The following is a 21,809-nucleotide window of genomic DNA, read 5'->3' as shown; positions in this document are numbered from 1 at the left end:
CTCGCTTAGAAGTTCATTGAACGCACAATGGCTTCGTAGGTTTTCAGATGATCGGCGACGTATTCTTTTTCCAGCGCCAGCGGGTACGGCGTATCCAGACCACAAACTCGCTCAATCGGGCTTTCCAGATGCAAGAAGCACTCTTTTTGGATGGTGGCGGCTATTTCACCGGCAAAACCACCGGTCAGCGGCGCTTCGTGGTTGATCACCAGGCGGCCGGTTTTTAGCACTGAGTTGGCGACTGTCTCGACATCCCATGGCAAAATGCTGCGCAAATCAATGATCTCACAAGAAATGCCATCTTTTTCTTTCGCCATGTCGGCTGCTTTTTGCACGATTTCCATCTGAGCACCCCAGGCCAGCAAGGTCAGATCGCTGCCCTCTTGCACCACCTCGGCTTTGCCAATCGGCAGCTCGTAGTACTCTTCGGGGACCTCACCGACAGCGGCACGGTACAAACGCTTAGGCTCGAAGAAAATGACCGGTTCCGGGCTGTTAATCGAAGCCAGCAGCAAGCCCTTGGCTTGATAGGGATCGCGCGGCACCACCACCTGCAATCCCGGCGTATGGGCAAAATAGGCTTCCGGTGACTGACTGTGGTAATGGCCACCGGCAATACCGCCACCATAAGGGGTGCGGAACACCAGGCCACCAACATTGAATTCATTGCCGGAGCGGTAGCGGAACTTGGCGGTTTCGTTGACGATTTGGTCAAAGGCCGGGAAGATGTAATCGGCAAACTGGATTTCCGCCACCGGTTTCATGCCCTGAGCCGCCATGCCGTTGGCAAAGCCAGCAATACCCTGCTCAGTCAACGGGGTATTGAAACAACGGTCACGGCCGTACTTTTCCTGCAGCTTGCTGGTGGCGCGAAACACGCCACCAAAGTGGCCAACGTCTTCACCAAAACAGACGACGCTGTCGTCTTTTTCCATCGCCAAATCCAGCGCATTGTTAATGGCCTGTAATAGATTCATTTTCGCCATCAGTCGATTCTCCCCGCCGTCACCGGATAGGCATCCGGGTATTTTTTAATGTGCGCTTTTAGCTCTTTCAGCTGCTGCTGCAACTGCACAGTGGGCTCGGCGTAAACATCGCTGATCATGTGTTCAATGCCAGGCTTGGCGACTTTTTCAGCAACTTTCAGTGCGTCCAGAATTTCCTGACGCAAGGCACTGGTTTGCTCGGTATCGGCGGCATCATCCAACCAGCCTTTGTTGAGCAACCACAAACGGAAACGACTGATGGGATCGTTTTTACGCCACTGCTCTTCTTCTTCTTTGGAGCGGTAACCGCTTGGGTCGTCTGATGAAGAGTGCGCCGCCAGGCGGTAGGCCATCGATTCCAACAAGATAGGCTCATTGCCGGCCAGTGCCTGCTCACGCGCCATCTTGGTGGCCTGATAGACCGCCAGAATGTCAGCACCATCAACCCGCATGGTTTTGATGCCGTAACCGACACCACGACAGGCAATGCCATCACCAACAAACTGCTCATTGGCAGGGGTCGAAATGGCGTAACCGTTGTTACGGCAGAAAAACAGCGCCGGCGCCTTGTGCACCGCTGCCATATTAAGGCCAGCGTGGAAATCACCTTCCGACGCAGCCCCTTCACCAAAGTAGCACAGGGTGACATTTTTCAGCCCGCGCAAGCGCTGGGCATAAGCATAGCCGCTGGCCTGAGGAATTTGGGTACCCAGCGGGGACGAGACCGTCATGTAGTAAATATCCTGGCTGCCGTAGTGCACCGGCATCTGCCGGCCTTTGCCCAGATCTTTTTCGTTGGAGAACAGCTGATTCATAAACTGCTCCAGCGAAAAACCACGGTAACGCAGCGCACCCTGCTCACGGTACTGCGCCATGATCATGTCTTTGTCATCCAGTGCTGCAGCACTGCCAACAACAGCGGCTTCTTCGCCAAGGCACTGCATGTAAAAGCTGATGCGGCCCTGGCGCTGCGCGGCCAGCATCCGCTCGTCCAACACCCGGATAAAGACCATGGTATCGTACATTTTCAAGGCGGTGGCTTTATCCAGCTCGGGCTCTTTGGCGCCTTCGTACAAGGTGCCGTCGTCTTTTAATAGCCGTAGCGTTGGAATGGTTAACGCATGACCGCTGGTGAATTCTGCCGAATGCACCGTGGTAATGGTGGCGTTATTTGGGTTGGTCATAGGGTTTCTCTTGGTTGTTTACTCGCACCAACTTGACGTTAACGTCAAGCAGGCACCGAGGTTGAACATGCTAAGCAAGCATTGATAAAGCGGCTTCAAGTATAGCGGCTCCGACTTGCTTTTCCCCATTTTGTCTGCCGCTGAGCGGCCAGATCGTTGTTATGGTTGTTGTCATTGTTGTTATCGCTGCCAACTTTACCTTTACGTAAACTGCATTGCAACTCCGGCCAGCGCCTTTTCCTGTGCAGGCGGCGTACAGACTGTCAGTTTTGCTGTACTTTACCTCAGGCCTAAACAGCAAAAAGCCCGCATCAGGCGGGCTCTAACAACAAACTGATGGCTTAGGCCAATTGCCCCTGCACAGAGCGCGGTATCACCATCAGCATAGCGCGCTGACCGACGGCGACTTTGGCATTGGGGAAAATCAGTGCCTCCCCTTCTTTTTCTACCCGGTATTCGGTATCGCCATCGGTTGCCAGCAAAGTGCCCACCGGGTAGGTAGTAAAGTTCTCGACATCATCGGCAAAGTGCAGTTTGAAATCCTGGGTTTGCTTGTGAATGGAGCGGTAGACTTCATACAAATGGAAATCTTTTTCATCAAAAGCTTGCGTTGCCACCGGCTGACCAGCGACCAGGGCCCGCAGGCTATTTCTGGCATCGGCAAAGCGGCGCATGTCGTTTTGCCCAAAGGGCCGCACCTTGCCAAGCTCGACGGTAAAGGCATCGGCACCATGGGTATTGGACGCATAATAGCTAAAGGTTGGCGCGGCAGTTTGCATCAACAACACCGTGCTCACGCCACAGGCGCGCAGAAACTCCAGTTGATTTTGCTGCCAGGCTTTGTCGTGCAAAAACGGATAGACGGCAAATTTCTCAAAACGTGACCCGCGAATGGCGGTGTGTAAATCGTACAGGTAGCGCTTGCGCGAGCCTGCAGGGGCCTGCTGGTAAAAACGGCTGACAAACTGCTCCAATACCTGGGCACGTTTGCGCTCATTGTTGATAAGGCCCGCCCCTTTGCTGTGATAGCCTGAGAACAAACGATTCAAGTTCTCTTCCACTTCACGGCTGCCAGCATTGATGGCCGCAGGGTTGGCGATCAGCACCAAGGTACGGTGTGCCGGTACCAGGCGTTGCTGCAATATATCCTGAATCAGCTCGGCGCAGATTTCTATCGGCGCAGTTTCATTGCCATGCACACCACAAGCCAGCACGATGTCTTTTTCTGCGGGTTGTTTAGGCTCAAAGCAAATTACCCCGGTATCCCACACCTGCACCTGAACGCCATTGTCCAGCTGAAACTGGCATGGAGACAATCCGGCCGGGTTGTCTAAGGTATGACGTAGAAAGTCGTGGTTGGGGATCAACTGCTGGCTCATGCCGAAACTCCTGAGGTAAAGCTGTTTGGGTGAAAACCTGTGTTGCCACTATACCAGCCAGCGCAAAAAACAACAGGGCGGACCAGCTCAGTTGCTGTTTGTTCAACCAATAACCGAACTGGAGTTGGAGGGCGATCAGGCACCGCTAAAAAATTGCACCTGATTGCGGCCTCCCTGCTTCGCCTGGTACATGGCTTTGTCTGCATCCGAAAGCAGTTGCTTTAACTCATAACCCGAAGAGTCACTTGAAGTCACACCAAAACTGGCCGTCAGTAAAAACTCGTGCCCACTTTGCCTGGTTTGAATCTCTTCAATGGAATCCCGACAGATCTCCGCCAGCATCAAAGCTTTATCGGCATGGCAATTGGGCAGTAAAATGGCAAACTCTTCGCCCCCCAGCCGACCAAACACATCGTCGATGCGCATAAAGTTGCGACAGCTCTGCACCACTTGCTGCAGTACCCAATCGCCAGTGGCATGGCCAAACTGATCATTAATTTGTTTGAAATGATCCAAGTCGAATAGTATCACTCCAGCCGTCAGGCCCTGTTTCTGACATTGTTTCAATGACTTTTCTGCCTGCTTATTGAAATGGTAACGATTGCTGATGCCTGTAAGCTCGTCGTTTTCGGCCATAAATTTGAAGCGGTGGCGGCCCATCAAGCCATGGTAGGCACAAATGGCAAGAATGATCAGCAGTAGGAGAAACACACCCAGCAATAAGCGGGCATTTTGAGTTTCTTTTTGCAAAACCTCCTGTTGCAAATACAGTAATTCATTGTCTTTGTTAAGCAAAGCAATGGTTTGTTTTTTTAGCTGCATATCCGTTCTCGCCAGATACTCGGCTAACTGCCGACGCGCCATAGTCTCGTAAAAAGCTTCCAGCTGGGCTTGGTAGAATTGCAGGTAGCGAATACTTTGCTCAAAGTCTCGCTGCATCGAGCTCAGATCAGCGAATAAACGGTACACATGCATCAATGGCTCATAACCCGCAAACTGATCCGTCTCCGCTAAAACGACTGAAGCCTTTAAATAACGACGGGCTTTTTCTGGTTGTTCCTTACTAAAAAACAACTTACCCAGCAAGTAGTGGTATCTGTGTATCAAATAGTGATAGTCAGTACTAACCGCGCTGTCATAACTTTCAAGCAGCCACTGAGCAGCTTCATCAAACAGAGTTTCATCAAGATAGTAATTTGAAAGTGTACTGATAGTCAGGTTAGCAAAAACCTGCTCTCCCAAAGCTTGGCACTTACCAATTACGCCCTTGGCCATATCAAGAGAGTTACCAAGTTCATTTAAATGATACAGTGCTTCAGTAAGCAGTTGGCCACTGATGCAAGTTGACTGAGGGCTGATTTGAGCCTGATAGGACTTTTGGGCCAAAGCAGCCGCAGTCTCATAATGCCCTACTTTACTGTATAGCAATGCCAAAATACGATAAACCCTATCGTGGGAGTCATGGTATTGCTGAAGCTCAAGAGAGCTCATCAGTGGCTCTGCAAGCTCAAATGCTTCCTGGTATTGATGTGTAAGAATGAATGCATTAATTAATGTAGCTTGCACCCGCAAGTTTATTTCCGGGAAACGCTTGTCGTCCGCCAATGTCCTGAACTTGGCAATAGCAGCCTCCCACTGACCATTGAAAGCTTGCTGGTAGGCAATCAAGTATTTTAAAAAATAGTCTTCCTGTTCTGTCATCGTTACATCAGAATCTGAAGCAGCGGAGAGCAGCTCGCTTAAGTACTGCGGGTCACTGCTTTTTATCTCATCTGCATGTTGAAACTGAAGCATCCAACTCTTTGTTTCCTGAGCAGACAACTCTGAGCACTGGACCAGCAGTAGCAAAAAAACACCATACAAAACACGAGCAAAAGTTGAAGTCATGCTTTATGCAACGTTTTTTAAGCCAGATGATGTCGCTTCGTTGTCAGACTCTTGTTGATCGTCATCTTCATCATCCTTCTGTGGTTTTTCTTCGTCCGGAACCTCTGCCGGCTGCAAACCACAGACAAGGTCCGAACGGCTATTTATCGCGACCTCCAAAGGCTTTACTGCACCGCCGCCCATCACAGCATGCACCAAGTCACGAGAAATAACTGACTCGAGCAACACCATCATCTGCGCACGGTCAAAGCGGTAGCTTGCTGAGGTGCCAATTAACTCTAACTGCTTTACCAGATCATTCATCAGACCCCCCGAAGAAAACTGACTAAATAAACATTTACCTCAAACATAAACTAATTTTCGTTCAATGTCTTCTGCAAACATCTTAATTTTCAGTGGTTTTATTAATAACTTAGTCTTGTTGTTCAAGCTGCTTTAGCTTTTCAAGCATGGCATGGTTGGGTGCCATAGGACGAGTTGGTGGGATGACAAGGGTTGTTTTCAAATCAATCCTGGCATTGACAAGTGCTGACAATGGAAGTCTTTCCAATCGAACTTGTTGAATAGCCAGGTTGGCAGCCTCATACAGCAAAACTTCATGTTCGGCTGGGTAACTTTGCAACAGCACCTCCAACAGCAGTGCTTTGTATTCAGGACCAGTGCTAAATTTAGCCAGGCTTCTATCTCCCGCTACACCGGGCTGCCAGATGATCAGATAGGCAGCAGGGTTAAGCAATGTCTGATAAAAAATTAACTGACTGGCTTCGTAATGCTGGCAACCATAAGTCCCGGGATCAATCCCCAAATCAGCGTACAAACAATCTTCAGCTGAAATACCTGGCTCCATAAAGGCTTGGTATCCTTCTTCGCGAGCCATTTCAATCGCTTTGTGTGGTACCCAGGCAAAAACGCCCGGATGACCATAAAAAGCGCCAACCACGTTCTTACCAGCCTTCACCTCAGTTATCATAGCCGCGAGCATTTTTTGGTAACTTAGCATCCGAGATTGTCCCTCGCAGTAATACGGCTGCAAACTACGTACATCGGCATTCATGCTTTCTATCCATTGCTCGGTGATACCATCGGCTACCAGTACAAAAACGACGTCGGCCTGCTCAATACAATTGCGGCTGATAGGGCTGATATGCGACCCTAAAGTCATACCTGTTCCAACACAAACAAGACTGCCTTGCTGCATCATGATCTCCTTCAATCGCTTGTCAATGGCTGGTAGTTGAAGCAAAATTGATTGTTGTTTATTGTTTGCTCAGAGTAAAACTTCCTGGCTATACTCTGCGCCATAGCGACCGCAGCCATATTTTCACGATGAACTTCAAGCCTGACTTTTTGAAAAATTGAAGTTTCAAACACTTTTTCTATTCCTGCCTTTATCGTACTTGTCGATAAACCTTTGCCTTGCGCTTCCTTGCAGAGCAGAATCCCAAGCTCAATGGCAGTTTCATCATCTGCATCCTGAGTAAAGCCAAGCAAGCCTAAACGAAACCTTGCTTTATCTTCAATCACATAAAACAAACGTTGCCAATCCGTTGCTGCATTATGCTTTAAAGCCTGGCGAAAGCTTCGCTCTGCTAGCTCAGCCGTTAACGGTGTTCCAATATGACGCATGATGGCATGGTCACTGTATAGCTCTGCATAAAAAGCATGATCGGATGGTACTAAAAGACGAGACTGCAATAGAACAGTCCTAAAGCACAGCTCAGATGGCTCTGGAATGACTTTTTTCAGCTGATGAGGTTTCGTTTCAATGATAGCAAGCTTCCTTATACACTTTGCCTACAAAACGAAGATTAAACTTTGTTGGTTGAACCCCGCTTGGCTTTTCTCTTAGTCGGTTTGTGCTTGCCTGCGGCTCTTTTTGCCGGATCCAGACCGGTATGGCGAGTCAGTGCTCGCTGACCAGGCTTTGAGTTGGCAGGTCGGCGAACCGCAGGCTTGTGATCATCCGGTGGCACCAGGCAATCTTTACCACGGCCAATCAGGTGCTCCATCTTGTGCGCAATCAAGGCTTCGCGAATTTGCCCCCAGCCTGCCGGGTCGTGGTAACGCAGCAGAGCCTTGTGCAGACGCCGGTTGCGCTCGCCCTTGGGCACCGGCACATCGTCGGTGCTGTGTTTGTGGATGTTCTTCAGCGAGTTCAAGCCGGTATGGTAAATAGTGGTCGCATTCGCCATCGGGCTGGGGTAAAAGTTCTGCACCTGGTCCAACTTAAAACCACGTTGCTTTAACCAAAGTGCCAGATTGATCATATCCAGGTCAGTAGTGCCCGGGTGCGCCGAAATAAAGTATGGGATCAGGTACTGCTCTTTGCCGGCTTCTTTGCTGTACTGCTCGAACATGGCTTTGAACTTATCGTACGCGCCCATGCCTGGCTTCATCATTTTTGATAAAGGGCCTTCTTCGGTGTGTTCAGGTGCAATTTTTAAATAGCCACCGACATGATGCTGCACCAGCTCTTTGACGTAATTTGGATCTTCCACCGCCAAGTCGTAGCGTACACCCGACGCCACCAGCACTTTTTTAATGCCCGGCAAAGACCGGGCTTCACGGTACAGTTCGACCGTCGGGCTTTGATCGGTATCCATGTGCTCGCAAATGCTGGGATAGACGCAGGATGGCCTACGACAGGTTTGCTCGGCACGGGGGTTCTTGCAGCGCAGCCGATACATATTAGCCGTTGGGCCGCCTAAGTCCGAGATCACACCGGTAAACCCCGGTACTTTGTCACGGATTTGCTCCACTTCGCGCAAAATCGATTCATTTGAGCGGCTTTGGATCACCCGGCCTTCGTGCTCGGTAATGGAGCAAAAGCTGCAACCACCAAAGCAGCCACGCATTATATTCACCGAGGTTTTGATCATCTCATAGGCTGGAATTTTCGCCTTGCCGTAGCTGGGGTGCGGTACCCGCTGGTAGGGCAAGCCGAACACCAGATCCATTTCTTCGGTACTCAGTGGAAAAGCCGGCGGGTTGACCCAGATATGGCGATCGCCATGACGCTGCATAATGGCGCGGGCGCAGCCTGGGTTGGTTTCCTGATGCACAATGCGCGAGGCATGGGCATAGAGCGGTTTATTCACCGAGACCTGTTCAAAGGCTGGCAGCTTGACGTAAGTGAGCTCCCACGGCTTTTGCTTGGCTGGCTGCACCACCACGGCTTTGGCTTCCACTGGTTGCGGTTTGGTTAAATCAATACCGGCTTTGGCAAACTCGGAGTAGCTGCTGCAACCAACATCATCGGCGCCATAGGGGTTGGGGATGGGATCGATTTTGCCGATTTTATCCAGTGCGGTGGAGTCTACCCCACGCCAGCCAGCTAACGGCTCTTTACGGATCACAGCGGTACCCCGCACATCCTGAATGCTGCTGACCGGTTCTCCGGCGGCAATCCGGCTGGCCACTTCAATCAATGGGCGCTCGGCATTGCCATAAATCAGCAAGTCGGCTTTGGCATCGAACAACACCGAGCGACGTACTTTTTCCGACCAGTAATCGTAATGGGCAATACGGCGCAAGCTGGCTTCAATGCCACCGATGATCACCGGCACTTCTTTGTAGGCCTCTTTGCAGCGCTGCGAGTACACCAGCACTGCCCTATCCGGCCTTTTGCCGCCCACATCGCCTGGGGTATACGCATCGTCATGCCGCAACTTTTTATCGGCGGTGTAACGGTTGATCATCGAGTCCATATTGCCGGCAGAAACGCCAAAAAACAGGTTTGGCTTGCCAAGGCGCATAAAATCGTCTTTGCTGTGCCAGTCTGGCTGGGCAATGATCCCCACCCGAAAGCCCTGCTGCTCCAGCATCCGACCGACCACCGCCATGCCAAAGCTGGGATGATCGACATAGGCATCGCCCACCACCAGAATAATATCGCAGCTGTCCCAGCCCAGTTGCTCCATCTCTTTGCGCGACATCGGCAAAAAAGGCGCGGTACCGTAACACTCCGCCCAATACTTCGGATAGGAAAACAGATCACGTTCAGGCGCCATCCGGGGAACGGGGGCGCGGGTACGAAGTAATTTTGCGGGCTGCGACATGAAAACGGCCTGATAAAAAACAAAGGCGGATTATACCGCTTTCCCCCGGTAAATTACAGCCTGCAGCATCCTGCTTCAGTGCTGCAGCTTGAAAATTTCTGCTCAAAAAGTATACTAAAGGTATTCTTTCGGCAAACAGCCACTGGAGGTTTCCTATGGCCACAGTAGAAAGTACCAATCCAGCCGCCTTCGAGGCCAGCCAACTGCTGTCCAACGCCCGGCAGCCCCGGCCCGAGACGACTGAGCAGCCGGAAACACAGACCACACCGGGTAACAATCAGCCGACGGCTACCACGCAGGATGTCTCTTCGGTGGACATCAGCCCACAGGCCCGGGCGGCTTTTGAACAAGACAATGCCGACTTTCAGCAAGCGCTGCAGGATTTTCGTGAGCAAAATAGTCAGCAGCAAGCCCAGTTGGTGGCCAACTTATTTGACGATGCATCCGGTCAGGGCAATCAATCCTTAACCGATGCGTTAGCCCGTTTAAACAGCCTGGCCGAGCGTTTGAATGATAACCGCCAGGCGCAACTGAGTGAGCCCGTTGAGCGTGCTGATGCCGCAGAGCCTGAAGCAGCTACAGCTCCCGAAAGTGAAGCGCCAGTAGCAACGACAGCCTCCGTGCAGCAAGAAGCCCTTGCGGCTGAGCCCGAGCCTGAAACTGTCAATGTGAGTCAGCGCAACCCGCAGGATGAAACGGGGCTGAATTAGAACCATCTAGTCGTAGTTCTTCTGTATCTTCTCAAGCTGCTGGATAAACTCATCCAGCAGCTTTTCGCTGTCGGCATTGCTGTGCCAGGTGTTGTGAAAACCCAGAGTCAGCTGCACCCGGCTGTTGTCAAAAAACAAATCATAGCCATCAAAGCCTGCGCACACCTGAACCCCATCAAGCAAGTAGCCCTCGCCCCATTCCGTGGTGGTTGCTTTGCCATGCTTTTCAATTTTGGCATAAACATCCATTAAAAATTTGCTGGTCAGTTTGTGCTCCATAGCATCCTCTTTGTCTGTTTGTGGCACCGCTTCATATACCTAAGTAACCTCAAGATGCAGGATTCAGCGGGAGATAAAAGCACTTTAGGCAAGGCGGCTATTTGAAGCTTTGGTGGTTCCAAAGCAAGAACAGCGAACGCGGCATAAAGTGCTTTTAGCCCCGCCCTGCGGGAGCCGCTGGGCGCTTCCACTGCGGTGTTACCCTGGCTAGCAAGGTGGTCGACATTGCGTCGCCAGGGTGCCTTGCATTGAAAGCGCCCAGCGACTCTGAAACTCGCATCTTGAGGTTACTTAGGTATAAATACGTCTTACCAGTGTAGTCGGATTTGAACCCTGGTGCTGTTCTGGGTATAGTGCCAGCGGACCCACAACTCAATGGACTCTCCATCGATGAAAAAAATAACGAAAACTTTCGCACTTTCCGCCGCGGCTTTGGCCGTGTCTTTTGCCAGTTCGGCCAACATCGTTGCCCCGGCTCCTCTGGTTTCCATCCCGACCCACGATGCATTTTTTGATCATTTGCGTGAACATTGTGGCAAAGCCTACGAAGGCAAGGTAACGGTCAATAACCCACCGGCTTCAGGTTTTGAAGGTCGGCTGGTGATGCACGTCCGGGTGTGTGAAGATCATCAGATTCAGATCCCTTTCCATGTCGGGGACAACCATTCGCGTACCTGGATCCTGACCAAGACAGGCTCAGGTATTAGTCTGAAACACGATCACCGCTTAGAAGATGGCAGCAATGATCCGATGACCATGTACGGCGGCCACACCGTCGATGCCGGCTTTGATCGGGTGCAGTCCTTCCCGGTTGACCAATACTCCATCGAAGAGTTTGTCAAAGATGGCATTCCGGCGTCCAACACCAACGTCTGGCAAATGTTTATTTACCCCGAGCAGTTTACCTACCGCTTGACGCGCGAAGGCCGCGAATTCCGGGTTGATTTTGATCTGACCAAGCCGGTTGACTTGCCGCCAACCCCTTGGGGCTATCAGTAAGTTTATCCACTGCAGCCAGCAACTCGATCGGAGTTGTTGGCACCTCTTTTCGCTTCAGGTTAGTATAGTCCCGCAGTACCATCCTACGATAATGATAACGATATCCACTGGAGTTAATTTATGAAACCATTGCATTGGTTTTCAGGAACCCTGGCAGCAAGCTGCCTTGCACTGACCGGTTGCAGCCAGCCGGAGCAGCACACCGCCGTTGAAACCGAAGCCGACAGCAGTCTGGCCTGGTATCAACGCGATACCGAGATGAATCCACGTTTGGCTGAGTACATCAAAACCTTGTCTTCGGACGAGTTTCAAGGCCGGGCACCGGCAACGGCCGGTGAAACCAAAACCGTCGCCTACCTGGAAGATCATTTCCGCCGTATTGGCTTAAAGCCAATCGATGGTGACAGCTACAAACAACCGGTGTCCCTGGTGCAGATCGATCCGGTTCAGGTATCGGGCATGGCCCTGAACGGCGCGTTGGAAACCACCCTGACCTACCGTGACGACGTCATGGCCTGGACCACCCGGGTAGTCGATGGCGTCGAGCTCAAAGACAGCGAGATGGTCTTTGTCGGCTATGGCATAGTGGCACCGGAATACGACTGGAACGACTACGAAGGTCTGGATGTGACCGGCAAAACCGTGGTGATGTTGGTCAATGATCCTGGCTACGCCACCCAGAACCCAGAGCTGTTTAACGGCAATGCCATGACCTACTATGGCCGCTGGACCTACAAGTTTGAAGAAGCCGCCCGCCAAGGTGCAGCCGCTGCCCTGATTATCCACGAAACCGAGCCGGCCAGCTATGGCTGGGGAGTTGTGGCACATGGTTCCCCAATCAAGTTTGACTTGATCAGTGACAACAAAAACATGGACCGCTCTAAAATTGAAGGCTGGATCACGGCCGAAACCGCCGGTCGCTTGTTTGCAGCCAACGACACCGACATTGAAACCTTGCGGGCTCAAGCCTTGTCAGGTGCCTTCAAACCGGTTCCGCTGAACACCACCGCCTCTGTCTCGGTGAAGAATAACCTGCGTGAGCTGGTGTCCAGCAACGTCATTGGCTACATCGAAGGCAGCATGTACCCGGATGAAACCATCATCTACATGGCGCACTGGGATCACCTGGGCATGGATTTCTCCAACCCCAGCAACCCGGTCTTTAATGGCGCTCAGGACAATGCCAGCGGCACCGGTGCCGTGATGGCACTGGCCGAGTACTTTGTGCAGCAGCCGCAGCCAGAGCGCAGCATTGCCTTTATTCTGGTCACAGCCGAAGAGCGTGGTTTGCTGGGCTCGGCCTGGTACGCCGAACATCCGGTGTTTCCGCTGGAGAAAACCGTGGCCGCCATCAATATGGATGTGATGAATGTCTATGGACCGATGGAAGACATGGTGATAGTGGGGCTGGGTAATACGGATGTGGAAGAAATTCTGGTGAAGTACACCAAGCAGCAAGGCCGTTATGCCGTGGCAGAGCCAAACCCGGAAGCCGGCATTGCCTACCGCTCCGATCACTTCAGTCTGTCCAAGAAAGGTGTGCCAATTCTGTACGCCAGTGGTGGCAATGATCACTACCAGCATGGTGCCGAATGGGGTGCAGCCCAGCGCGCTGAATTTAACCGTTGCTGCTACCACAAAGTCACCGACCAGTGGCGCGACGACTTTGATCTGCGCGGTACCCAGCAAGACATGTTCTTGTATTTCCGTGTCGGCAACGAGCTGGCCAACAGCCGTCATTGGCCAAACTGGTACCCTGGCAACGAGTTCCGAGCCATCCGTGATGCCAGTGCCGATGCTCGTCAGTAAACCATCGGCTAGCTAACCAGGGCAGCTTCGGCTGCCCTTTTTTATCCCTACCACAGCCCTTTTTATCTGCGGCGAATAGCAAGCAGGCATAAAAAAAGCACCCGAAGGTGCTTTTTTTATGAAGATAGCAACTTAGGCTGCCAGACCTTCTTTCGCTTTGTTGACCAGAGCGGTGAAAGCCGCCTTGTCGTACACAGCGATGTCCGCCAGGATCTTACGGTCGATTTCTACTGAGGCTTTTTTCAGGCCTGCAATGAAACGGCTGTAAGACAGACCATTCTGACGGGAAGCCGCGTTGATACGGGCAATCCACAGTTGACGGAATTGACGCTTACGCTGACGACGGTCACGGTAGGCGTATTGGCCTGCCTTAATTACCGCCTGGAAAGCAACACGATAAACACGACTGCGGGCACCGTAGTAACCTTTCGCCTGGTTTAACACCTTCTTATGACGCGCGCGCGCCGTTACACCACGTTTTACTCTTGGCATGTCAAGCTCCTATTCGTTATGCGTATGGCATGCAGCGGTCAAGACCGGCAATATCAACTTTAGCAACCAGGGTTTTAGGACCCAGTTGACGCTTACGCTTAGAGCTTTTCTTCGTCAGGATGTGGCGAAGGTGTGATTGCTTGCGTTTAAAGCTACCAGAAGCTGTTTTTTTGAAACGCTTCGCGGCACCTTTGTTGGTTTTCATCTTTGGCATAGTATAAAACTCGCATTGTAGTTAACAACGAATAATAAGGCGTCAGCCACTGACTAAAAGCCAGCGGCATGCGCTTGAAAGCCTTATTACTTCTTAATTGGGGCCAGCATCATGGTCATTTGGCGACCTTCCACCCGATGGGGGAAAGATTCGCACACGGCAATGTCTTCCAGATCGGCTTTAATCCGATTCAGCATCTCAATGCCAATTTCCTGATGCGCCATTTCACGACCGCGATAACGCAGTGTGACTTTGGCTTTGTCACCCTCTTCAATAAAGCGACGCAGGTTGCGTAGTTTGACCTGGTAATCGCCTTCATCAGTTCCAGGCCGGAATTTTACTTCCTTAATCTGGATCTGCTTTTGCTTTTTCTTCTGCTCTTTCAGAGCCTTACTTTTTTCAAACAGGAACTTACCATAATCCATCAGCTTACAGACCGGAGGTTCCGCATTTGGGCTAACTTCAACCAGATCGACTCCGGCGTCCTCAGCCATACTCAGAGCTTCCGCAGTTGGGATAACACCCAGCTGCTCTCCTTCGACACCGACCAAACGTACTTCACGTACGTTGATCTCTTCATTTAGGCGGTTTGCCCGTGGTGCTGCCTGATTCTTTTTTCCGACTTTAATGGTTCGTTCCTCCAAGAAAAGAATAATTAAGACTTGGCTGCCACTTCCGCCTGCAGCTTGGCTACAAAGCTGTCGATGGACATTTTACCCAGGTCTTCCCCTTTGCGGGTGCGCACTGCTACATCACCGGCTTCCATTTCTTTATCGCCGACAACCAGCAGGTACGGGATCCGCTTTAAGGTATGCTCGCGGATTTTAAAGCCTATTTTCTCATTTCTCAAGTCACTTATCACTCGAATGCCCTGAGATTTGAAAGTTTTCACCAATTTTTGCACATATTCGGCCTGATGGTCGGTAATATTCATCACCACCACCTGAGTTGGCGCCAGCCAGGCCGGGAACAAACCGGCGTACTCTTCGATCAAAATACCGATAAAACGCTCCAGCGAGCCTAAAATAGCGCGGTGAATCATCACCGGTGGTTTGCGCTCGCCATCTTCAGCCACGTATTGCGCGCCCAGACGGGCTGGCATCGAGAAATCGAGCTGAATGGTACCACACTGCCAGGCCCGGCCAATGGAGTCGTACAAGGTAAATTCAATCTTGGGACCATAGAAGGCCCCTTCGCCCGGCTGGTACTGAAACTCCAGCTCATTGCGCTGCAAGGCCTCGGCCAGTGCTTGCTCGGATTTATCCCAGCTTTCATCGCTGCCAATGCGCTTTTCGGGACGGGTCGACAACTTAATGTCAATGTTGTCGCTAAAGCCAAAGTCTTTGTAGACGTCGTACACCATTTTGATGCAGCTGGTCACTTCGTCCAGAATTTGCTCTTCGGTACAGAACACATGGGCATCATCCTGAGTAAAGGAGCGCACCCGCATCAGGCCATGCAAAGCGCCCGATGGCTCATTGCGGTGCACAATGCCAAACTCGGCCATGCGGTATGGCAGGTCGCGGTAGCTTTTTAAGCCCTGATTAAAAATCTGCACATGGCCCGGGCAGTTCATCGGCTTCACCGCATAAGTGCGCTTTTCCGACTCGGTGGCAAAGATGTTGTCGTGGTATTTGTCCCAGTGGCCAGATTTCTCCCACATCGACACATCCATGATCATCGGCGCCCGAACTTCCTCGTAATCGTACTCGACCAGTTTGTCGCGCATGTAACTTTCGATGGCTTTGTAGATTTTCCAGCCATCGTCGTGCCAGAACACCATACCCGGCGCTTCTTCCTGCCAATGGAACAGATTCAGTGCCTTGCCAATTTTGCGGTGATCGCGTTTCTCCGCTTCTTCCAATTGTTTCAGGTAGGCGGCCAGCTGCTTTTTATCGGCCCAGGCAGTGCCATAAATCCGTTGCAGCATCTTGTTGTTGGAGTCGCCACGCCAGTAGGCACCGGCCACTTTCATAATTTTAAAGTGCTGACAGAACTTCATGTTCGGCACGTGCGGACCACGGCACATGTCGAGGTATTCTTCGTGATGGTACAGGCCAGGCTGGTCGTCTTTGCTGACGTTTTCCTGCAAAATCTGCAGCTTGTAATTCTCGCCTCGGGCTTTAAAGGCATCGAAGGCTTCTTGCCAGCTGACTTTTTTCTTGATGACGTCGTATTCGGTTTTCGCCAGCTCCAGCATACGCTGCTCCAGCCGCTGCAAATCGTCCTGGCTGAGCGAGTGCTCCATATCCACGTCGTAGTAAAACCCTTTGTCGATCACAGGACCGATGGCCATTTTGACATTGGGCCAGAGTTGCTTGATGGCATGCCCCAGCAAATGCGCACAGGAATGGCGGATAATCTCCAGACCTTCCTCGTTTTTGGCGGTGATGATTTGCAGCTCTGCATCCTGCTCAATCGGATCGCAGGCATCAACCAACTGACCATTGACACGACCAGCGATGGTGGCTTTCGCCAAACCAGGGCCAATGTCTTTGGCGACATCCATCACAGAAACTGAGTGCTCGAAGACGCGCTGACTGCCGTCAGGCAAAGTAATTACAGGCATGACTTGTCCTTTTCCAGTGGTGGCCCATACCAAGGGTCACATATGAGTATAAAAAGTGTTTACCCGGCAACCGATAGGTGCCAGGGCTGAGACGGTATGCCTTGCAGACCAGTGGATGACCCCTACAAAGAGCCATTTGGTACACAACGCGGAATACCCTGTGCGTCAGCGCCGCTATCATAGCATTCAGCAGCACAAGCCACCATAGAAACTGCCCTTGCAGCAGGAATTTTCTGCCAGATACGCCATACTCAATGTCTTACCGGTAAAATTGGAGCAGCAGCAATGTGGCAAGCCATTGCAGAGCATATCAACAGTGAGCTGGACAGTGACTTTAAAGTTGTCTCTAAACAACAACTGAGCGGAGGCGATATCAACCTTGCCTACCACATCTTTGATGATCAGCACGACTTTTTTATCAAGTTGAATGAAAAAGAAGAGCTGGAACAATTCATTGCTGAAGCCATGAGCCTGCAAACCATCGAGCATCGCCACGCGATTCGGGTTCCCAAGGTCATATGCTACGGCCAAACGCTGGACAAAGCCTTTTTGGTGCTGGAGTACATTCCACTGATAGAAGAGCACGATGCCGGCTGGGACGCCTTAGGGCAAGCCATGGCCCGAATGCATGCAGACAGTGGTCAGGCCATGTATGGCTTTGACTGGGACACCTGCGTTGGCCGTACCAGTCAGCCAAATAAGTGGCATGGCAACTGGAGCAGTTTTTTCTCGGAGCAACGCTTTGGTTGGTTGCTGCAATTGCTGCAAGAGCAAGGCTTTGGTTTTGGGAAAATTGATGCGCTGGTGGAGCAATGCCGGCAACGGCTGAATCATCACCAGCCTACTCCCAGCCTGGTGCATGGCGACTTTTGGCGCGGTAATGTGGGTTTTACCGCCGATGAACCGGTGGTGTTTGACCCGGCCAGTTACTATGGCGATCGCGAAGTCGACATTGCCTTCAGCGAGTTGTTTGGCCGCTTTCCAGAGCACTTTTATCACCAGTACCAGCAAGCAGCGCCGTTGGATGCCAACTACCAGGAGCGCAAGCCTTTGTACAATCTGTACCATGTGCTGAATCACGCCTACCTGTTCCGTGGCAGTTACCTGGTGCAGGCGCAAGACATGGTGAAACAGCTGTTTTATTGATCCAAAGCCGCTTGCTGCTGGTAAGATAGCTTCTTTTCCTGTGGCGAATGAACTATGACTACCTCATCCTCCCGTCCGGTCGCTTTGGTCACCGGCAGTGCCAAGCGGCTGGGCCGCGCCATCATTGAACGGCTGCATCAACAACAATACCGGGTCATCATCCATTACCAGCACTCCGCCGAAGAAGCGCAGGCCCTGGCAGCACAACTGAATCAGCAACGCCCCGAGAGTGCCGCTTTGGTGCAAGGCGATCTGAGCTGCAACCACAGCCTGACGCAGGTTGCCACCGCCGCACAGCAGGCGTTCAACCGGCTGGATGTCCTGGTAAACAACGCATCGGCGTTTTACCCAACCCCAGTTGGTAAGGCCAGCTTCGAACAATGGGAGCAGTTGATGGGCTCCAATGCCAAGGCGCCTTTTTTCTTAAGCCAGGCACTGGCCCCGATGTTGTCACAGCAACAGGGCTGCATCATCAACATGGTGGATATTCACGCCGAGCGCCCCTTGCTGGAGCACCCGATCTACTGCATGGCCAAAGCAGCACTTTTGATGCTGACAAAGTCGCTGGCACGCGAATTAGCGCCTACAATTAGGGTGAACGGGATAGCACCAGGTGCCATTCTCTGGCCCAGTCCGGATATTGACGAGGCGGACAAGCAAATGATCCTGCAGCAAATCCCGCTGGAAACCTTGGGTACTCCGGACGATATCGCCGATACCGCTCTGTTTCTCATCCAGTCTGGCTATGTGAATGGACAGATTATTGCAGTGGATGGCGGCCGAAGTCTGGGAGGAGCAAAAAAAGCTTAAGGAGCCGCTATGTCGCTCAAACGTCAAACCATTGAATGCCCTTTTTGCGGTCACCACCTGCATATCAGCTTTGAAGTGACCGATGACGATCAGGATTACACCGAGGATTGCAGCAATTGCTGCAATCCAATTCATTTACGGGTGCATAAAGACGACTTGCATCACAGTGTGCAACTCTTTGTCGATGCCGATGACGAGCAGTATTACTGAGCGAAACGCTGTGCCAGCACCCGCTCAACGGTTTTGACGATGGTCAGGGTTTGCTGATCCAGCTCAATGTTCAGCCGATCACCGACCATCCGCTGACCAAGGGTGGTGATGCTCAATGTTTCCGGGATCAAATGCAGCTCAAAGCCATCGGCATGCACAGCCCCAACTGTCAGGCTGGCGCCATCGACGGTAATAAAGCCTTTTTCCAAAATGTAAGGCAGCTGGGCGCTATCCAGTGTCAGCCGCATCCGGCAGTTGTCGGCACTTTGTGTCAGCTCAGCAAGTGTCGCTGTGCATTGCACATGGCCGGAGACTAGATGGCCCCCCAGCTCATCACCAAATTTCAATGAGCGCTCAAAGTTCACCTGGCTGCCAACCTCAAGCTCGCCCAGATTGGTCCTTGCCAGGGTTTCATCAATCACATCAAACTCCACCCGACCGGCAGTGACATCGAAGGCGGTGACCGTTAAACAAACACCATTGATGGCAATACTGGCCCCCAGTGCGACTGATTGCAGATGCGACGGTGGCACAGACAGCATCAGGTGCCGGAAGTTTTCACCCTTGGTAATGGCGCTGATTTCTGCTTTGGTCTGAACAATTCCTGTAAACATAACCCCTCTGTTGTGCTAAAGTAACGGCCCGTTTTTGCTGGGCTACGCCTTGGTCACTATGCTACCTTTTTCCCGCTTTGAAGCCAGAACAATTTTAAAGTTATCCGGCCCCATCGTGCTGGCACAGCTCACCCAGACGCTGATGTATTTTGTCGATACCGTGATGGCCGGCCGGGTGAGTGCCACCGACATGGCGGCCATTGCGGTCGCATCCGGTCTCTGGCTGCCGGTGATGCTCACCCTGCAAGGCTTGCTGCTGGCACTGACGCCCATCATTGCCCAGTATTTTGGCAGCAAAAAAACCGAGCCGGTGTCGCATTATACGCTGCAAGGCCTCTATTTGGGTCTGGCATTGGCCGCCAGTTTGTTCCTGGTGATGCAGTTTGCCGATCATTTGCTCGACTTGCTCAGTATGGAGCAAGAGCTGCGGGACAAAACCAGCCTCTACCTCACCTTTGTCAGCTACGGCCTCTTTCCGGCGGCCGGCTACATGGTAATGCGCAACCTGTTTGAAGGCATTGGCAACACCAAGGCCAGCATGTGGATCAGCTTTGTTGGTATTCTGGTGAACATTCCCGCCAACTACATCTTTATCTATGGCAAGCTTGGGATGCCGGCTTACGGTGGTGCCGGCTGTGGCATTGCCACCAGTTTGGTCATGCTGGCAATGTTTCTGGCGATGCTGGTCTATGGTTGGTTTAGTCGCAGCACCGCCCCTTACCGTTTTTGGCCGAAGAAACTGACGCCGGATTTTGCCGCCATTTGGCAGGTGATCCGCATCGGCACCCCCATTGCTTTGTCCATTTTCTTTGAAGTCACCTTGTTTGCCTGCATTCCACTGCTGATCGTGCATCTTGGCCCGGTGGTGGTGGCCGGTCATCAGGTCGCCCACAATTACAGCGCCATTGTCTTTATGATCCCACTTTCGCTTGGCATGGCCGCCACCATCCGGGTCGGCCACCTGGTCGGTGAGCGCAATTTGCAAGCGCTGCGCACCGCCATCAGTACGGTGCTGATTGTCGCCTTTATCATGGCGGTCTGTATTGCCGCCTTTACCTACCTGATGCGCTACCAGGTGCCGCAAATCTACAGCAAAGATGCCGAAGTGCTGGCGCTGGCAGCTGGCATTATGGCATTGGCAGCCTTGTATCAGCTGTCCGATGCCATCCAGGTGGTCTCGGCCTGTGCTTTGCGCGGTATGAAAATCACCCAGCCGGTGCTCTACATCACCTTAATCGCCTATTGGCCGATCGGCTTTGGCTTTGGCGCCGTATTGGCTTTAACCGATTGGCTGGTGCCGGCCATGGGTGTGAAAGGTTTCTGGATAGGCATTATTCTGGGTTTAACGGTAGCAGCCGTCTTGCTCTTCTGGTTGTTGCAGCATTCATTACGGAGGTTTGAACGGGATGGCTTACCGCTGGTTCCTACTGAGCAGCCTGCTGTGGACCCTGCTGGCCTGCAGTCCGGCCAATGAGCGTCAGCTGGACAATTACCAAAGCCGACTGGAGCGGGTTGCCGGCATCCAACCAGGGCAGGTAACCCCTGCCGCTGTGGATCCTTTGCCATCGGCCCGCAGCTTGCTGCATCCCCTACCCGACTTACGGCTGGACTTACTGGATGCCTGGGCCAGCCGTCAATGCGGACTGGATGCGCTGATCGCAGAGCGCAACTCCAGCCTGGGCCGGGTTCAAAGCCACAGTCTGCGCCTGAACTACGAGCTGCGTTTATTGCAGCAATTGGAACAATGCCAACAAAACAGCAGCCTGGCGCCGGCCTTGCAGCAACAACTGGCCGATATTCAGAGTAGCAAGCAAGACACCATCGAGCTGTCCTTTTTTAATATGCTGCATGCCGACCAAACCTTGCGTCAGCAGTGGCATGGCCAGCGCCAGCTGCTACCACTGCAGGGGCAGCAAGCCTTGCTGGAAACCCAGCACGCACTGCAACAACTCAATGCACTGCGCACCGCCATCGACCAGCAAGATTGGCAACAGGCAGCCGCCATCGACATCGAAGCAGCGCTGGGCGTTTTGCACCGTTATCAAACCCTGGCCAGCCTGCAATACAGCCAGCGTTACCTGGTTGGCTGGCTCGATGCTTTAAACAGTTCGCTGCTGCCGATACCGGCAGACTCCTTTTGTCCAAACCAACGCCCCAGCGACACACTGAGCATCCTGAGCACGGTGTTTTTAAAATTTTTTGCCGAAGAGCTGCAACCCTATTTCAATCAACACCAACGGCATATGCAGGCACTCTGGCCGGAGCTGGTCCAGTTGTATGCCGAAAGCCCATTGTTACCGCTGCTGGAGCAGCGCTATCAAGATACAGCCAACACACTGCAGCAGCAGATCCTGGCTCATGTTGGCTGGTGGCAACAGCTGAATGCCGAATGCCCGGCTGGGCTGACATCGCGCCATTGATGTACGGATTTGACATGACAAATTTATGTTATACTAACAAATC

Annotated in this window: 22 protein-coding genes; 8 read left to right on the top strand and 14 right to left on the bottom strand. The window is 52.2% G+C overall.

From position 1 onward, the window contains the following. Window positions 1–5: 5 nt before the first annotated feature. The 8 genes from Q3O59_RS05840 to Q3O59_RS05805 form a co-directional block, all read right to left on the bottom strand. Complete coding sequence (locus tag Q3O59_RS05840) at window positions 6–986, bottom strand: alpha-ketoacid dehydrogenase subunit beta (RefSeq protein WP_305944680.1); 981 nt, start codon at window positions 984–986, stop codon at window positions 6–8. After that, the gene (locus tag Q3O59_RS05835; RefSeq protein ID WP_305944679.1) at window positions 986–2,170 is read right to left on the bottom strand and encodes a thiamine pyrophosphate-dependent dehydrogenase E1 component subunit alpha; all 1,185 of its coding nucleotides are present in this window, start codon (window positions 2,168–2,170) and stop codon (window positions 986–988) included. The genes Q3O59_RS05840 and Q3O59_RS05835 overlap by 1 nt, the downstream gene beginning before the upstream one ends. A gap of 341 nt (window positions 2,171–2,511) precedes the next feature. Next, window positions 2,512–3,537 (bottom strand): succinylglutamate desuccinylase, encoded by a 1,026-nt coding sequence (gene astE / locus Q3O59_RS05830; RefSeq protein ID WP_305945115.1) that lies wholly within the window; start codon window positions 3,535–3,537, stop codon window positions 2,512–2,514. A 147-nt stretch (window positions 3,538–3,684) separates the two neighbouring features. Then, the gene (locus tag Q3O59_RS05825) at window positions 3,685–5,436 is read right to left on the bottom strand and encodes a GGDEF domain-containing protein (RefSeq protein WP_305944678.1); all 1,752 of its coding nucleotides are present in this window, start codon (window positions 5,434–5,436) and stop codon (window positions 3,685–3,687) included. A 3-nt stretch (window positions 5,437–5,439) separates the two neighbouring features. Then, window positions 5,440–5,739, bottom strand: a complete 300-nt coding sequence (locus Q3O59_RS05820; RefSeq protein WP_305944677.1) for a hypothetical protein — start codon at window positions 5,737–5,739, stop codon at window positions 5,440–5,442. 109 nt (window positions 5,740–5,848) lie between these two features. Beyond that, window positions 5,849–6,634, bottom strand: a complete 786-nt coding sequence (locus tag Q3O59_RS05815) for an SAM-dependent methyltransferase (protein WP_305945114.1) — start codon at window positions 6,632–6,634, stop codon at window positions 5,849–5,851. 11 nt (window positions 6,635–6,645) lie between these two features. After that, window positions 6,646–7,131 carry a GNAT family N-acetyltransferase gene (locus tag Q3O59_RS05810; RefSeq protein WP_305944676.1) on the bottom strand — a complete coding sequence of 162 codons (486 nt, stop codon included), beginning with the start codon at window positions 7,129–7,131 and terminating at the stop codon, window positions 6,646–6,648. 113 nt (window positions 7,132–7,244) lie between these two features. Next, on the bottom strand, window positions 7,245–9,446 hold the full coding sequence (locus tag Q3O59_RS05805) for a YgiQ family radical SAM protein (protein ID WP_305945113.1): 2,202 nt from the start codon (window positions 9,444–9,446) through the stop codon (window positions 7,245–7,247). A gap of 203 nt (window positions 9,447–9,649) precedes the next feature. On the opposite strand from Q3O59_RS05805, the gene Q3O59_RS05800 reads away from it, so the two are divergent. Further along, window positions 9,650–10,204 carry a hypothetical protein gene (locus Q3O59_RS05800; RefSeq protein ID WP_305944675.1) on the top strand — a complete coding sequence of 185 codons (555 nt, stop codon included), beginning with the start codon at window positions 9,650–9,652 and terminating at the stop codon, window positions 10,202–10,204. Window positions 10,205–10,210: 6 nt separating this feature from the next. Here the strand turns inward: Q3O59_RS05800 and Q3O59_RS05795 are convergent, their stop codons facing one another. Beyond that, a complete protein-coding gene (locus Q3O59_RS05795; protein WP_305944674.1) occupies window positions 10,211–10,483 on the bottom strand; it encodes a DUF3081 family protein in 273 nt (90 codons plus the stop codon). A gap of 390 nt (window positions 10,484–10,873) precedes the next feature. Here Q3O59_RS05795 and Q3O59_RS05790 point away from each other — a divergent pair, with 390 nt between their 5' ends. Beyond that, window positions 10,874–11,482, top strand: coding sequence for a hypothetical protein (locus Q3O59_RS05790; RefSeq protein WP_305944673.1), 609 nt, complete (start codon window positions 10,874–10,876; stop codon window positions 11,480–11,482). Between the two features lie 120 nt (window positions 11,483–11,602). After that, the gene (locus Q3O59_RS05785) at window positions 11,603–13,291 is read left to right on the top strand and encodes a M28 family metallopeptidase (RefSeq protein WP_305944672.1); all 1,689 of its coding nucleotides are present in this window, start codon (window positions 11,603–11,605) and stop codon (window positions 13,289–13,291) included. A gap of 132 nt (window positions 13,292–13,423) precedes the next feature. On the opposite strand, the gene rplT is transcribed toward Q3O59_RS05785, so the two are convergent. From rplT to thrS, 4 genes are all read right to left on the bottom strand, one after another. Continuing rightward, the gene (gene rplT / locus Q3O59_RS05780; protein WP_091340064.1) at window positions 13,424–13,783 is read right to left on the bottom strand and encodes a 50S ribosomal protein L20; all 360 of its coding nucleotides are present in this window, start codon (window positions 13,781–13,783) and stop codon (window positions 13,424–13,426) included. Between the two features lie 16 nt (window positions 13,784–13,799). Further along, entirely contained in the window at window positions 13,800–13,997 is a 198-nt protein-coding gene (gene rpmI, locus Q3O59_RS05775; protein ID WP_091341054.1) for a 50S ribosomal protein L35, read from the bottom strand. Between the two features lie 86 nt (window positions 13,998–14,083). After that, complete coding sequence (gene infC / locus Q3O59_RS05770) at window positions 14,084–14,641, bottom strand: translation initiation factor IF-3 (protein WP_305944671.1); 558 nt, start codon at window positions 14,639–14,641, stop codon at window positions 14,084–14,086. 11 nt (window positions 14,642–14,652) lie between these two features. After that, window positions 14,653–16,566 carry a threonine--tRNA ligase gene (gene thrS / locus Q3O59_RS05765; RefSeq protein ID WP_305944670.1) on the bottom strand — a complete coding sequence of 638 codons (1,914 nt, stop codon included), beginning with the start codon at window positions 16,564–16,566 and terminating at the stop codon, window positions 14,653–14,655. A gap of 285 nt (window positions 16,567–16,851) precedes the next feature. On the opposite strand from thrS, the gene Q3O59_RS05760 reads away from it, so the two are divergent. From Q3O59_RS05760 to Q3O59_RS05750, 3 genes are read left to right on the top strand one after another with little or no spacing between them, the layout of a single operon-like run. Then, the gene (locus Q3O59_RS05760; protein ID WP_305944669.1) at window positions 16,852–17,712 is read left to right on the top strand and encodes a fructosamine kinase family protein; all 861 of its coding nucleotides are present in this window, start codon (window positions 16,852–16,854) and stop codon (window positions 17,710–17,712) included. Window positions 17,713–17,766: 54 nt separating this feature from the next. Continuing rightward, window positions 17,767–18,522 (top strand): pteridine reductase, encoded by a 756-nt coding sequence (locus Q3O59_RS05755; protein WP_305944668.1) that lies wholly within the window; start codon window positions 17,767–17,769, stop codon window positions 18,520–18,522. A gap of 9 nt (window positions 18,523–18,531) precedes the next feature. Beyond that, window positions 18,532–18,732 carry a CPXCG motif-containing cysteine-rich protein gene (locus tag Q3O59_RS05750; RefSeq protein WP_228591749.1) on the top strand — a complete coding sequence of 67 codons (201 nt, stop codon included), beginning with the start codon at window positions 18,532–18,534 and terminating at the stop codon, window positions 18,730–18,732. Here Q3O59_RS05750 and Q3O59_RS05745 read toward each other — a convergent pair. Continuing rightward, window positions 18,726–19,346: a riboflavin synthase subunit alpha gene (locus Q3O59_RS05745; protein WP_305944667.1), complete on the bottom strand. Its 621-nt coding sequence runs from the start codon at window positions 19,344–19,346 to the stop codon at window positions 18,726–18,728. The two genes, Q3O59_RS05750 and Q3O59_RS05745, sit on opposite strands and share 7 nt — an antisense overlap. Window positions 19,347–19,404: 58 nt before the next feature. Between Q3O59_RS05745 and Q3O59_RS05740 the strand changes: the two genes are divergently transcribed. Next, window positions 19,405–20,820 carry an MATE family efflux transporter gene (locus tag Q3O59_RS05740; protein WP_305944666.1) on the top strand — a complete coding sequence of 472 codons (1,416 nt, stop codon included), beginning with the start codon at window positions 19,405–19,407 and terminating at the stop codon, window positions 20,818–20,820. Next, the gene (locus tag Q3O59_RS05735; RefSeq protein ID WP_305944665.1) at window positions 20,753–21,766 is read left to right on the top strand and encodes a DUF3080 family protein; all 1,014 of its coding nucleotides are present in this window, start codon (window positions 20,753–20,755) and stop codon (window positions 21,764–21,766) included. Before Q3O59_RS05740 ends, Q3O59_RS05735 begins: the two co-directional genes overlap by 68 nt. Window positions 21,767–21,809: the final 43 nt, after the last annotated feature.

This window comes from Alkalimonas delamerensis (assembly GCF_030717955.1).
Lineage (GTDB): Bacteria > Pseudomonadota > Gammaproteobacteria > Enterobacterales > Alteromonadaceae > Alkalimonas > Alkalimonas delamerensis.
The sequence above is the reverse complement of the archived record's forward strand: the minus strand, read 5'-3'. Positions and strand labels throughout refer to the sequence as shown.